We start from the raw sequence: 15240 nt of genomic DNA, 5'->3' as shown, positions 1-15240 counted from the left end.
TATCAAGCTTCAAATAATAACTCATAGTATTCTTAAAATTTAGCCTTCGATATCTTCTACAAGCTTATTCTGTATTTCTTTCATCGTACCATCTGTCTGACGTTCTTGAATAACTGATTGGTAACGTTTCTCGTCAATATAATCCTTGTTTTCAATTCGGGTGGCAACAAATTTGCCCTCTTGATATTCATAAATTGTTTCAACATAAGATGCTGCTGAGTTTCGTTCAAAAGACAAAATCTGCTTTTTATGAGTATCAATACTTGGAAGCGATAAATCCATGTCTGTATTTTCTTCAAATTGTTGGGTTGCAGGGTTATAAATCCAATAAGCATAATAAATATTGGCATTCCCTATGGCCTTAGGAATTCTTACATCGGGAAATCCATCAAAATTAAGATCTTCAAAAGTAGGCATAGATGGACCATCCTCTTCATACGGTAATTCTAAGTCATCTAAGGTCTGAAAGATGCTTGTCTTTCCTTGAAGATGAATATCAATTTTCGAGATAGATTCTTTTGCTCTATCTGTGGTTATTTTGCCTTCAAAAACCAATAATTCAGGGTCCTCTTGTGCTGTATTTTTTGTTATTTCTACTTCCGTTGCTATAGTATCTGCTGGAGTGTTAGTACTTGTTTCTTGAGTGGATTCAGAAGGATTGCAAGCCAATAGACTTACTGTTGAAAAAATGGCGGCGTAACAGGTGTTTTTTGTTATCATTTCTACAAATTTAAAAGAAGTTGGTTGTAATATAGTTAAGCTTAACACAACGTTAAGAAACAGAATAAATCTTCAATTTTAAAAGGATTGTTGTATTTTGTTGATAGAAAAACAAAAATCAGATATGAAACAATTACTACCATTCTTTGCATGTATACTTTTAATGCATTTTTCACTTGCACAAGCACCTGCCAATACCGCAACTATTAAATGGATGACTTGGGATGAAGCTGTTGCCCAAGCTAAAAAGGATGAAAAACCGAAGAAAATATTTATTGATTTTTATACGGATTGGTGTGGATGGTGTAAACGTATGGATGCTTCTACATTTGCCAATCCGACAATTGTAGATTATATGAATCGCAATTATTATGCGGTCAAATTTGATGCGGAATGTATGGATACAATTGTTTTTAATGGCACAACATTTATGAATTCAGAGCCAACGTTCAAAAAAACAGGCGCTAGAGGCAAAGTACACATCCTTGCCTATTCCTTATTGGAAGGGCAATTGAGCTACCCTTCTTATGCTATTTTGGATGCTAATTTTAGCCGTTTGCATATTCTAAAGGGCTACAAAGATGTAGAACCCATGCTTGGAACTCTAATTTTCTTTGCTGGAGAAGAATTTAAACATTACCATAATTATATTCATGCTCAGTGGCAACGAAATCTTAAATTGCAACAGCAACAACAAGAGGCTGCGGCTAAAGCTAAATAATTGTTTGAATTGCAACACTTTCTCTCGCTTAGAAATTGCTAGTAGCCTTTTATCTGTTGATAATAAATTGATTAGACAAACTAATCATATCAGTATGATAAAGCTTTTTAGCAATTAAAAAAAAAGACTTTTTGCTTTTTCTTAATTCCTACATCCACCATTACTTCGTTAAAACCGCGTAGTTAACTAAAAGCAAAGCGCTCACGAAGTAAACTAATACGATTTTCCAGCGGAGTAAAACACCATAAAATTAACACCTCCATAAAAGGCTATAAAAACAAATAAAAAAGAACAAAATATTAAGACTTCCCCCGTCTTTTTCCATATATCCCCCTTTTTTTGTACTTTTACCCAACTCATTCTTTTACCTTTTCTGTCCCTATACTATGAAATGCTACCTTGTCCTCTTGTCCCTATTCCTAGGTTCTTTTTCATTCCTACAAGCCCAAACCTTAGATACTATACAACTCCAAGCACTCAGCTATGGAGAACTTGATAGTATGATGATGCTAGAATATAATAAAGGAAATTTTGCAGGAGCCATTCCTTACCTAAAACAAGGTGTCAAGAAAGCTAAAGCAGAATTTGGCTCTATGGATTCTACCTATAGTGTATTTCTTGGCAATCTTGGCTTCTTTTACAATCAGTTGGGGCAATATTCCGATGCTGAGAAAATTTATTTGGAGCAAATTACGGTAAAAAAAGAACTCTATGGGGAGCAACACCCCAAATACTTGAGCGCGCTCAATAGTTTAGCTATTTTATATTTTAGAATGGGCAAATACGATGCTTCGGAAAGCTACTATAAACAAACCATTCAACTTAGCAAACAACACTTAGGAGAAGATCACGCTACCCACGCCAATGCCCTTAATAATTTGGCATCTTTATATATTCAAATTGGCAAATTCGAAGAAGCAGAGCCCATTTATATGCAATCCATAGGAATCATCAAACGTACTGCGGGAGCAGAACACCCTGACTATGCATTTGCACTCAACAACTTAGCTTACTTATATTACCAAATGGCTCAGTTTGAATCCGCTGAACCTCTTTGGTTGAAGGCTACTGCTATTCGAAAAAAAACGGTTGGCGAGCAACACCCTGATTATGCTAGTTCTTTAAATAATTTATCCAAGTTGTATCAGAAGCTTGGAAAGTTCGAGGAAGCAGAACCTCTAATGTTTCAAGCGGCAGAAATTATCAAAGCTTCCTTTGGCGAAAAGCACCCCAAATATGCAACTTACCTAAGTAATTTGGCTTCCTTATATGAGTCTATGCTGCGTTATGAAGAAGCAGAACCCCTCTATCAACAATCCATCCGAGTTGCAAAGAAAAGATTGGGGGTTCAACACCCTGATTATGCTAGTTCTCTCAATAACTTAGCTCATTTATACCATGAAATTGGTAAGTATGAAGCCGCAGAACAACTTTACTTGGAGGCTCAAAAAGTATGGGAAAAATCGGTGGGGAAAACGCATCCTGATTATGCTATTTCTTTAAACAACTTGGGTAGCTTATATAGTTCTACTGGCGACTATACAACTGCGATTCCTCTATACCAACAATGCTTGAATATTTATAAGTATTCTTTGGGAGTTACCCACCCTTCTTACGCTACCTGTTTGAACAATATGGCGATTTTATATGAAAAAATGCAACTTTCTGATACAGCTTTTGCTTATTGTATGGCAAGTATTGCTACCAATAGTAGAAATTTTGAAGCCATATTCCCTAATTTTTTTAAAAGAACAGATTCTCATACAACTGCCCCTTTGTACCTGCCTCATAACTGTTGCCGTGATCTTTCTCCTAAAGACTTCTTGAAACTATCTCAATTAGATTATAACAGTGCTCACGTTTTTAATAAGTCGTTATTCAATTTGCTAGGAATTTCTAAAACACAAGGCAAAACATCCAAACAAAAACTAGAAGCCCATTACAATATTTGCAAAGCGGCCATGCAGGTTAACGAGCATATCCGAAATAGTTTTTCGGCAAAAGCTAATAAATTGAGAGTGTTAAAAAACAACAGCATCTTTGTTAAATACGGTATAGATGCTGCCTTAATGCTGGATGATGCCACTTATTACGATGAAGCCTTTAGCTTTTCAGAACAAAATAAATCCGTTTTATTAGCCGATGCTGTCAAAGGAAATCGAGCAAGAGTCTTAGGTGATTTACCCGATTCTTTGGTGTTGAAAGAAATTAAACTCCAGAAAAAAAAGGATCAACTAAAAAAACGAAAGGCAGAAAGTTCTTCGAACGAAACAACTATAGCAATTACAGCGGAAGAAAATGCACTTAATCAAGAAATTGATGTGTTCTTGAACTCTCTTAAAGACAAATACCCCAAATATCATCATTTAAAATATGAAAACATTACAGTAAATGCCAAAGAAATACAAACTTCTCTAGCTCCCAAAACGTTACTGTTGGAATACTTCGTCACCGACTCTATGACGTATCTCTTTGCGATTAGTCCAACTAGTATAGAGCTATTTCCAATTGATGTCAAGAAGGAAAAACTGAAAAAACAAATTGAAACCTTACGATTTGCACTTAGTCGTTACGATTATATCATTAACAAATCTGAACTTGCTCAAAAACTATATACAGAATCTGCGTACTGGTTTTATAAGGAAATGTTGTCCATAGCACTTCAAGGTAAGGAGATAGAGAATTTAATTATTATCACAGATGGCGAGTTGGGACATTTGCCATTTGAAGCGTTTCTATTGGAATCAATACCACAAGGCAAAATTAATTATGCTTCACTTCCCTATTTGGTAAAAGATTATAATATTAGTTACAACTACTCTGCAACTCTTTGGAAAGAAAACCTAGAGATTCAACAAAATCGCAAACAGACGAATAACCACAACAATCACCAAATGTTTGCTTGTGCTGCTAGTTATCCTAAAGTAGATTCCTCTCTATTAGATTTGCGTTTGCCCAATATATTTGATATGCGTCATTCTCTAGTTCCATTGCCTCAAACAAAAACAGAAATCAAAACGTTGTCCAAAGTATTCGATGGATTGTTTTTGACCAATGATTCTACTAGCGAAGCTTTTTTTAAAGAACATGCCCACGAATATGGTGTCATTCATTTGGCAATGCATGGTCTTCTTCATCCTAGAGTTCCCATGCTATCTTCATTAGCATTTACAGAAAATAAGGACAGCTTGGAAGATAATTTCCTTCAAGCTCACGAGGTAGCTCATTTGCATTTGAACGCAGATTTAGTTGTTTTAAGTGCTTGTGAAACGGGCTATGGAAAATTTGAACAAGGAGAAGGAATTGTGTCCTTGGCGCGCTCTTTTATGTATGCCGGTACGCCATCTCTTGTGGTCTCACTTTGGCAAGTTAATGATCAGTCTACTTCTGTTATCATGAACTATTTTTATCATTACATTGCAGATGGAATGCCTAAAGATGTCGCATTGAGACAAGCAAAATTAGATTATTTAACATTGGCGAAAGACTTTGCAGGGCATCCTGCATTTTGGTCGGCTTTTATTCAATTAGGAGATACTACATCGGTCAAAATTTCTAGGAGAAGGAATTATTCTACTTGGGGTATTGGGATTGGGATTTTGGTTGGTTTGAGTTCTTTAATTGCTATTTTTGTAGCTCTAAGAAAAAAGAAAGAGTTGGTATAAAATCTAACTAGGAACTAATTTACTTTGTAGTTTTTCTTTAGCATCACTCCGTTAAAAAATCGTATTAATTTACTTCGTGAGCGCTACGCTTTTAGTTAGCTTTGTTACTCCCTACGGTCGTGAGCTCGCACAGCTCGGTTCGCTGCTACTTCGTGGTACCGTGTGAGGGCTTCGTCGTTGATTGTCAGCAAAATACGCCCCGAGCATTTCGAGCATAAAAACCTAATAATCAAACTAAAAAACTAAGCTTGCGCTCTCACGACCGCAGGGAGCTACCACGAAGTAGCACCACAGGTAATCAATAAAGGATTACTTTAGAAGGTACTGCGCAAATGCAATTCCTCTATAACAGGACTTTTTATGTTCTTTCTTTTTTTCCTCGTCTTCTAGCTCATTGTACCAATCAATTGCTTTTTTGTAATAGACAATAGCAATATTCAATTCGTTTGGGCTGCAACCTTCTTTAGAGTGATCGTATGCTGCTCTGTAATAAGTATTGGCTAATTCTTGAACCAAAGGAATGGTTGGATTAAAACGATAAGCACTCATAGCTGTTGCAATAGCTTGATGGTTAGAATCTAAGTTTTCAAAGACCTGAATGCTATCTTTATAATTATAATAAATGGTCGCTTTAGAGAGCATTGTTTGTACAGAATCATATTTAGCAAACGCTCCCAAACTAATAGGATAATCTTTTAATTGCCATCTGGGGTCAGAAGGCAACCGTTTTTCCAGTAAATAATTGGGTTCTGCAAAAAGATTACTTATTTCTAGTTCTGCATAAAAGATATCGTCTCTAACATATCCACTCCCCCAAGTAGCATCTACGATTTTGTACACACCATCTACTTTGACCATATTCCAAGCATGATTGGTGTCTTTATAATTTGCTCTAGTATTCGCAAATCGCTCCTTTGCATAGCCAACAATTACATAACAATCTATCTTAGCGACGACACACATATCTTTTAATAAATCGGCATAACCTTGACATACAGCAACCCCTGTTTCTAAAGGTTTTGACTCTTGAGTCAGATAAGAACCGTCTGCCAAACCTTTGACATCATACGCTACATTTTTAGTAATCCAATAAAAGAATACTTCAACTGCTTCAGATTGATCTTTAGTTGGCTTTTTTAAATATGCTACTAATTTGTTCAAATCCTTTTTTAAGACTTGGGGGCAATTTTCTGCATAATGTAACAATTCAGTGTTGATCAAATTTTTACTAAACAAAGAATTGACAAACAATAGAAACACCCAAAATATCAACTTAATTTTCATGGATTGGTGTGTCAAAGTAGGTTGTTATATCTAACAATAGTTCGTTGAAAAACTTTATTAGTTTGATAATCAATAAGTTGTAAATTTATTGCGTTTTGTGTTAAAATTTTGATTATCAAACTAATATAAATGTGCTTTTTTATCTTTTTGGTAAAAAAGTAAAAAATCAACGAACTACTAATCTAAAAAACGATGAATAAATTACTACTTAATCACCACCATACGACGAGGAGCAGACTGATAATGTCGGCCTAACAATTGGTAAAGATAAACACCTTCTTCCCAGTTATCAACCGCTATCTCAATTCCTTTTTGTTGCTTATCTAAAACAACTGTATACATTTTTTGACCTAAAACATTCGTAACTTGTAGGGTAATGTTTTCTTCAACATCCGAAGGTATCTCTAAGGGAATATAAGCTTTCAGAATTGCTGGATTCGGTTGATTTTGTCCCAATTCTAATATCGTATTCCCTAGTATTTGCTGATTTCCAACCGTTGGGCTGAGCATATTCACTGTAAAATCGTCAAAATAAAAACCATCCTCATTGACCCAAACGTCAGAAACTAAACGCAATTTAATTTGAACTGCTGACTCTCCTAAAAACTCGTTTAAAGACATTCTTTCAGCTACCCATGTTGATTGCGTTCCATCGTATAACGGTTCATTGGGATCTTGATTATTGGTTCCTATATCTGTATACAAACCACATAAGGGCTTATAAATACCATTACTTCCAGCAGCCATTACTTGCACATAGTCATAATCTGCCTCAATATCCCACTTCGCCCAAAATGCTAAATTAGCATCTGTTGCCGTGCTTAAATCAAAGCTTTGATTGAGCACAATTTCAGATGTTGTATTATTAGCATAACCTCCTATTCTAGAATCTGTTAAACAGCCTGTTGGTGAATAATAATCGGCAGTCGTTACTTCCCAATTTGAATTAGCACCTTGGTTTGTCCAATTCAACAATGTATTTCCATCATCATTAAATGCCACCGCATAGTTTCCATAAATGCGCTCAATTGTATCACTTTGAGTATAAAACCCATTGTCCAATTCCAATACATAGCGCACTGTTTCTCCATTAGTAATTGTAGGCACCAAATTAAAAGTAATAGAGTCTTGTATCGTCGCAAATTGTGTCAAATTAAAGGCTTTGGGACTGGCAACGGACGCAATGTTTGTTGACAAAGGCGTAACACGTACCGTCAATACTCCATTCATCATTCCGTAACGTGTCAAATCAAAATTCGCTTGAGTATTTAGTTGCGTAATCAAAGCATTGCTCTTATCAGTTGCTTCGCCATAAATTAATAAAAGATGCGCCATTGCTAAATTCTGCCACATCGTTCCTTGACAATGCCCTACAATAGTAGATGCTGCGGGCCAAAATCCGTCAGGACTCGCCTCTGGAGTCATTGTCAATATCTTGTTTTTTGTCGTTTGCTCTCCGTAAAACCAATCATCAGCATCGCCATTCGTAGAATAACCAATCGTTTCCATATTGGTTCCATACTTGTATTTATTTTCCTTGGTCATAATACTAGCATACGTTCGATAGGCATTAGAATCAGGTGTTAATTGATCGTTATACGCCCAAGGATAAATTAGCAAATTCCCATAAGTATGATAATTGAAAGAAAACGTAAAATCATGTGCATTGCAAAAATCACGCATATTCTGAGTCTCTGGTTCCGAAAAAGCAGATGGTCCTCGGTAAGTATCAGACGTAGGGTTGCCAGAAGATCCCACATTATCATGAGCAAAGGCATAGCCATAATTTCGATTCAAATCTACTCCATAGCTGCTCCCATTGTTTCGGCGATTCTTGCGCCACATTCCTCCTCCATTAGGATTCGTAGACTCATTGTACACATAGCCATCGGGATTCAAACAAGGAACAAAATACAACTCTGTATTTTCTAACAAGTATTGTATTTCTGTGTCTGTATCATAATTTTCTAGTAGATACCACATATAGTAAATTAACTGTGATAATGCTAGTGGTTCCCTAGCATGATGAATGGCCGTATACAAAGCTTCAGGTTCGTTTTCATCTACATTGGGATTATCTGATATTTTAATCCAGTAGATTGGTCTATTTTCATGCGTTAGGTTGTTCGGATCAATAACTGTTTTAGCCGTAATAAGATTAGGATATTTGCTTGTCATGCTATCCAAATTATCTAACATTTGTTGGTAGGTTAAAAAACCTCCCATGCTTCCCAATGCAAAATTGGCGGGCGGAGTATATGCCCCAGCCCCTGTATTAGGGTTGCAATTAGCCGTTCGAGGATTTCCTATTTCATTTTGTTCTGCATAATAAGCCGCTACATCCTCTACCAATACATCGTAACGAAAGCCATTGGTTTCTAGCAATCGACGATCTGATTGAGAAAAATCACTTTCAAAATGGACCGACCGGCGATGTTGCCCATGGTCACAAGTTACCCCCAATTGCATCAAATCTTGCGCAGAGCGATTATCCAAATAAACTCTAAGTTTTGAATACTTCTCTTGCTGCCCCCAAATAGTAGACGTTCCTAAAAAGAATAGGATAAATAAACAATACGTTTTCATACTTTTTATATTTGTGGTAATGTATCAATCGTCTACTACTTTAACTTAAAGTAGTTGTCCTAGAACGATTCTATCTCTATTCGACATATCTGGTAACAAGGCGCAATTTTCAAACCCTTTATTTTCTAACAACGCTAATACCTCAGCACCAAAATATTCGTTAATTTCAAAATATAGCCAACCTTTTGTACACAAATGTTCTTTTGCAAAATCGGTAATTGCAGTATAAAACTGAAGGGGGTCTTGATTGGTAACAAAAAGTGCTAAATGAGGCTCATAAGCCAAAACATGTTCTGGCATCAATGACATTTCTGAATTTTGAATATACGGAGGATTACTCACAATTAAATCATATTGAGGTAATTTTTGTATTTGTTCGGTATCCAAAATATCAACTTGTTGAAATGTTATCTCAACTTTATTTTTCACTGCATTCTTTTGCGCAAGAGCTAGTGCATTTTTAGATACATCTACGGCGGTTATTGTGGCTTGTGGCAATTGTTTTTTTAATGCGATCGCAATACAACCACTTCCTGTTCCGATATCCAAAATTTTTGGAGCATGACCAACATATTTTTCTATGATAGCGTAAACCAGTTCTTCCGTTTCTGCCCTAGGGATTAACACACTTTCATCTACTTCTAATTTCAGGTCGTAGAAGTCTGCTGTACCAACAACATACTGCCAAGGCCTTCTTTGTAATAACTCTTGTACCATTCGCTCCAACTCGCTTTTCTCTTCGTTGGTTATCATTTGGATGCTATTGATGGGATTTTTAATATTAAAAGCATCCTCCAAAACGTACTGTGCAATAGTTGTTGCTTCTCGTTCTTCATATACCTGTTCTAATTCTTTTTTTAGGTAAAAAAAACAGGTTTTAGCACTCCATTCTTGCTTTAGTTCATGCATATTCACTATCTATTCAATTACTTTTAATTCTACTCGGCGATTCATTTGTTCCTGCACAGGATTGCTAGCTCTAGGATGTATCATCTCAGAATTTCCATACCCTTTATAAGTGAGCCTATCTGGGCTAATTCCGTGCTCAATCAGATAAGCATGTACAACCTTTGCCCGTGCCTCTGATAATTTAAAAGAGGAAGAACTTTGAGGTACAGGTGCTTGGTTGGGTTTGTTTATGTGACCACCTATTTCTATTTTTAAGTTAGAATTGTATTTCATAAATGCAACCACTCCTTCTAAAGCTTTTTCAGATGCATTCATCAACAAAGGAGTTCCTCCTTGAAAATACAAATCATTCAAAGCCATCTTTCCACCAATAATGGCAGGTTCTAGGTTAAAATCTAATTTTGTTGTCGTTTTATGTTTGGTCTTTGCCAACTTAGAAACAAAGAAATAACCTTTGGTGTATGCTCTTACTTCTACATTCGTTTCCATTTCCACCTGATATTCATAAGCCCCATATTCATCTGTTTCAATGGTATCCTTTCCAGCTAAAGAATTAAAAATCAGTCGTGTTCTCAATGGCTGGTTGTTAGTAGCATCTACAACCTTTCCTTTGACAACGCAAATAGACGCTTCTTTTTCTTTAGGCACATATGGGCGCACTACCTCAATCGTTACTCTTCGGTTTAGTGCCCTTCCTGTAGCCGTTCCGTTACTTTTAAGAGGAACATATTCTCCATGAGAATCTATTTTTAGTTGTAAGGAATCAACACCCATTTCAAAAAAAGCTTTGTAAACAGCATCGGCACGACGATCCGATAAAGCTTGATTCGACTCGTAACTTCCTAGCGAATCAGTATGCGCTTGAATCCAAGCTCTTGCTTCTTTATCACTATTAATAGCCTCAGCAGCTTCTTTCAAGGTTGCTCTAAATTTGGGCAATATTTTAGCTGATCCTGAATTAAAATAAATAGCTTCAGAATATAATAACAAATACCGTTTTCGCTGGGCGGAAGTAGTAGACAAGTATATAAAAAAAACAATTAGGACGAGGGTAAATTTGGCATTCATAAAGTTCCGTATTTAAATGCGATCAAATCTAATGATTGAATGTTTTGACTTGTTGATATAGAAGTCCACTAATCCGTAAAACTAAACTTACTGAGCAGAATATAATAAACAAAGCTCAATAGGTTTGTGAACTAAATTAAGAGACTATTGGTTGAGTTATAATTAAGTAAAAAATTGCCGATTTCAGACCAGTATATTTCGTTTGGTAAGTTTTTGTTCAAACAATATTATTCATTAGCAAATCATACGCATTTTCTAAATTCTGTATAGCCGCTCGCCTATTTTATTTTAGATGCCAACAGTTTCAGTTTTTTTATACAATTTGCAAAAAACGAAGAATATTTATAATTATATATTAATTAGCTTTCTTTTAAGGGGTGCTGTGCAGTTGATAATCAACAAATTGCAATGCTATTACATTTCTTGATATTTTTTTAATTATCAGACTGATATAAATCTACTTTTTTATCTTTTCGTAAAAAAAATAAAAAAGCAACCACCACACAGTAGCAGTGCAACTCACTACTATTAAATATAATGTTGTAAAATAAGTGATTTTTGTCAAAAAATATAAAATGCACAAACTAATTCGTTATAATTGCAAGTCTATAAAATTAATACATCATGCTTTTTTTCGTTTTTTTATACGAAACAAAAAAAGCATCTTTGCATCATTTTGATTATCAATTTTTTAAAGCAGCAAACAATAAAAGCATACTTTCTTAATAGTCAAACGAATGCAATTTTTCCATGAAGTAATGTAAAGTAACGATTACCACAAATCGATTTTATGAGAAGCAAGCAGTTCTAATATTTTCCTTCATTAAAAAAGCGAAAATACGCATTCATAAACTTCTGGCTAGATACATGACTCGGTTTGTAATTAATCTTTAAATATTTAATTAAAATCACAATCTGACCACAATATTATGACAATTGATCAATTAAAAGAACTTCAAAGCCAGCTGGGCATATTAGGGAGGTATCTTTGACGTCGATAACCGACGCATGCAAATTAATGAAGAAAAACAACATACTTATGACCCTGATTTTTGGTCAGATCCCAAACGAGCCGAAAGTATTTTAAAAAGCATTAGCGAAAAAGAATTTTGGCTAAAAAAATACGATGCAGCCGCTACTGCTTTAGGTGATTTAGAAGTTTTGCAAGAGTTTTATGAAGCTGGAGATGTTGCCTTAGAAGAGGTAGAGAATCAATACTCAGCTACTCAAAAAATCTTGGATGATTTAGAATTCACGTCTACACTTAGTGAGCCTGAAGATATGCTGAGTTGTATGGTGAAAATTAACGCTGGAGCTGGTGGTACAGAAAGTTGCGATTGGGCTGAAATGCTCTTGCGAATGTATACAATGTGGGCTGAAAAATCAGGACACAAAGTAAAACAATTGGATTATCAAGCAGGAGATGTAGCTGGTATCAAAACCGCTACCTTAGAAATTACAGGAGAGCACACTTATGGTATTTTAAAAGGAGAAAATGGGGTTCATCGCCTGGTTCGCCCTAGTCCATTTAATGCCCAAGGAAAACGACAAACTTCTTTTGCTTCTGTATTTGTCTATCCTATGGTCGATGATAGCATCGAAATAGAAGTTAATCCTGCTGATATAGAATGGGATACATTTAGAGCAAGTGGTGCGGGAGGACAGCATGTTAACAAAACTGAATCTGCTGTTCGTTTGCGACACTTACCTTCTGGGTTGGTTGTCGAATGTCAAGAGCAACGTTCTCAACACAAAAATCGAGAAAAAGCAATGAAGATGCTAAAATCTGAGTTGTACCAGTTGGAAATTGAGAAACAAAATGCAGCTAAAGCAGAAATTGAAGGGGGCAAGATGAAAATCGAATGGGGTTCTCAAATTCGTTCTTACGTTTTGGACGATAAACGGATCAAAGATCATCGCTCCAACCATCAAACTCACAATGTCAAACGTGTATTGGATGGCGACATTGATGATTTTTTAAAAGCCACACTTATGGCTTTGAAAAATATGTTGTAAAAAAAATACCAATTTGAGAAAGGTTCAAATTGGTATTTTTAATTTCACGACCTTACATCTTTTCGTTTTTTACGAGCGCTTTTTCTTTAACAAAATTTCTTTGGTCAAAAATTCACCTCCTGGAATCAAAAAGGCTTTCATCATATCCCAGTTTTTGGCAGGCTCATAATTATTTTTATAATATTTATTAAACGTAATAGTTAGAATATTTCCATTAAGACTAGCCGAAGATTTTAGACTGCCTGTTTCGTTGTCAATATTATTTGTAAAATTATCCAACCCCTTCACTTCGTATCCTTCTGGTATCGTAATCTCGATTTCATACTCATATCCTCTAGGGTAATTCATGTGAATATCAACTGTTCGTTCCATCTCATCTTCCGCCAAAATAAGCTGTCCACCAACCAAACGCCCTGCTTTGATAACATAATTTGGTCCTACTTTTTTGACCAAATCCGACAACTCACAATCAAATGTGTACTCCAAACTCTTCTCATCAATCGTATTAGCTGTTGTCAAGCCCTCATAAGCAATTAATTCTGTATTCCCCTCTCCTAAGTCAAAATGTGATTGAGCAATCGCTTCCATTGCTTCGTCTCTTTCTTCTTTTTGAGCTTGTATAAAGTTTTTCATCTCTGAGCTCTTATCCTTAGAAGGATGTCCCCACAGTTTGGTTTTGTACAACTTATTCTCATTCCAAATCATATCCATCCAATCAACAACATCGTACTGGTAACTTTCGATATGGTGCCCCGTGTGAATTGCCTTAGAATTTGCTCTTAACACCATCATATCATCTTCCTTAAAATGCACTTTGGTTTCGTGCCTACTAATGTTAGACTTATAATCTGAAGCGGGCAACAACGCCTTTTTAGTTGTCAACTTACGCCCTCTTGTATTTTCTGCCTCTACGACATACCCTTCTGCATTTTCAATTTGAAAGGGAAAATGGTTAAAACGCGTGTAAGGATTAGGTCTATAAAAATAGATGTTAGAATCATCCAATTTGGCTCGAATCAGATAATCCGTCTGGTTTTTATTAATAACATCCTCAATACGACCAGATTGACGTCCTACAACGACCACAATATCATAAGGAATTTTTAGTTTCTTTAGGGCATAAATAATATGTCCCGTAAACTCAATATTTGAAAGCTTTCGAAAGCTATTGGCATTCCCATAATAACGATCGTACACATAGTGCTTGTTGGTAAAATGATGACGCATATAATAGTACAGTTCCTCCAATGTCTTAGTCTTCGAAATTTCTTCTTTTTTATATTTTCGTCTCAAATAGCCTTTAAAAGCAGCATACTCATTAAAAGCACTTCTACTTTTTTCATAATAATCTCTATACGTATCAATAATATCCTCTGATTTTAGTGAAGACGTATGTAAAGCTCCTCCCTTTGTTCTTCGAAGGGCTAAGTTATCTTTGGAATAGCCAACATACATTCGAATATAAGGTCCTGTCTGATAATAATAGTTCCATCTTGTCGAATTGATTTTTTCTACATTTTCCTTATGAATAGAAAATTCAAAACAGTTATCATTAATCGTCTTTTCAGACAAATTAATTTCGTGTTTGCCAGATGTAAATTGAACATCCCAGTCTCGATCAGTCGTTACAGAGTAATTAAAATCTTTGATTGGATAAGCTCGATTTAGAGTAAACTCATCAATAACACCATAGAAAAAAGAAGTCGCCAAATCATGCGTATACAAAGCATAGTCCAAAATATCACCTACTTCTAGATTGGGTACCGCAACTTTTCGTTTACCATTGTCATCTTCAATAATTTCTTTGTTATCAACAATGATTTCTTTACCATTAGGCTTAATAATCTTGATGTTCATGAACTCCTTATCCCTAGTCTCGTCATACATATTGTATCCTCCATGGGCACCACTAACATAATACACTTCAGAAAAGTTTTCCAAAGCAGCTTCATCCAAAATCTTAACCCGATAATGTGAAATATAAGATACGTGCAGTCTGGCACTAGCAACATAAGCAACCGCTTTGACAAAACGAATCTCATACTTTCGTTCGTAACGCAAAAAAACAGCCGATTGATTGTTCCAATCTTCAGGATATTCTTCCTCCGCTTTGTTATAAGCATGCTGCTCCCAACAATATTCTTGCACATTTTCTTGGGTATAGTCCTCAAGGAGTATACTAGAAACATCCTTTTGTGCTAATACATTAGCAGTGAACAATAAACAACTAACGCAAGCTAAAATTATTAATCTCATGGGTAAAATCTATTT

9 protein-coding genes are annotated in these 15240 nt (G+C 35.6%); 3 read left to right on the top strand and 6 right to left on the bottom strand.

What is annotated here, in order from left to right; translation table 11 throughout:
* Window positions 1-39: 39 nt before the first annotated feature.
* Window positions 40-720 carry an XAC2610-related protein gene (locus QP953_RS13585; RefSeq protein ID WP_309555450.1) on the bottom strand — a complete coding sequence of 227 codons (681 nt, stop codon included), beginning with the start codon at window positions 718-720 and terminating at the stop codon, window positions 40-42.
* A 124-nt stretch (window positions 721-844) separates the two neighbouring features.
* Between QP953_RS13585 and QP953_RS13580 the strand changes: the two genes are divergently transcribed.
* Both QP953_RS13580 and QP953_RS13575 read left to right on the top strand, forming a co-directional pair.
* Window positions 845-1441: a DUF255 domain-containing protein gene (locus tag QP953_RS13580; protein WP_309555448.1), complete on the top strand. Its 597-nt coding sequence runs from the start codon at window positions 845-847 to the stop codon at window positions 1439-1441.
* 386 nt (window positions 1442-1827) lie between these two features.
* Entirely contained in the window at window positions 1828-5106 is a 3279-nt protein-coding gene (locus QP953_RS13575; RefSeq protein WP_309555445.1) for a CHAT domain-containing tetratricopeptide repeat protein, read from the top strand.
* A 309-nt stretch (window positions 5107-5415) separates the two neighbouring features.
* On the opposite strand, the gene QP953_RS13570 is transcribed toward QP953_RS13575, so the two are convergent.
* From QP953_RS13570 to QP953_RS13555, 4 genes are all read right to left on the bottom strand, one after another.
* Complete coding sequence (locus tag QP953_RS13570) at window positions 5416-6390, bottom strand: transglutaminase domain-containing protein (RefSeq protein WP_309555443.1); 975 nt, start codon at window positions 6388-6390, stop codon at window positions 5416-5418.
* 204 nt (window positions 6391-6594) lie between these two features.
* Window positions 6595-8976 carry a M14 family zinc carboxypeptidase gene (locus QP953_RS13565; RefSeq protein ID WP_309555441.1) on the bottom strand — a complete coding sequence of 794 codons (2382 nt, stop codon included), beginning with the start codon at window positions 8974-8976 and terminating at the stop codon, window positions 6595-6597.
* A gap of 45 nt (window positions 8977-9021) precedes the next feature.
* Window positions 9022-9885, bottom strand: a complete 864-nt coding sequence (prmC, locus tag QP953_RS13560; RefSeq protein ID WP_309555439.1) for a peptide chain release factor N(5)-glutamine methyltransferase — start codon at window positions 9883-9885, stop codon at window positions 9022-9024.
* Window positions 9886-9894: 9 nt separating this feature from the next.
* Window positions 9895-10953, bottom strand: coding sequence for an OmpA family protein (locus tag QP953_RS13555; protein WP_309555438.1), 1059 nt, complete (start codon window positions 10951-10953; stop codon window positions 9895-9897).
* Between the two features lie 929 nt (window positions 10954-11882).
* Here QP953_RS13555 and prfB point away from each other — a divergent pair.
* Window positions 11883-12969 (top strand): peptide chain release factor 2 gene (gene prfB / locus QP953_RS13550; protein ID WP_156039855.1). Its coding sequence is split into 2 segments (ribosomal slippage): window positions 11883-11942 and window positions 11944-12969, totalling 1086 coding nucleotides; the frame shifts between segments, so codons are not numbered across the junction.
* Window positions 12970-13038: 69 nt separating this feature from the next.
* Here the strand turns inward: prfB and QP953_RS13545 are convergent.
* Window positions 13039-15225 carry a DUF3857 domain-containing protein gene (locus tag QP953_RS13545; RefSeq protein WP_052599037.1) on the bottom strand — a complete coding sequence of 729 codons (2187 nt, stop codon included), beginning with the start codon at window positions 15223-15225 and terminating at the stop codon, window positions 13039-13041.
* Window positions 15226-15240 lie beyond the last annotated feature (15 nt).

The sequence above is a fragment of the Aureispira sp. CCB-E genome (assembly GCF_031326345.1).
In the GTDB taxonomy this organism is placed as follows: domain Bacteria; phylum Bacteroidota; class Bacteroidia; order Chitinophagales; family Saprospiraceae; genus Aureispira.
The sequence above is the reverse complement of the archived record's forward strand: the minus strand, read 5'-3'. Positions and strand labels throughout refer to the sequence as shown.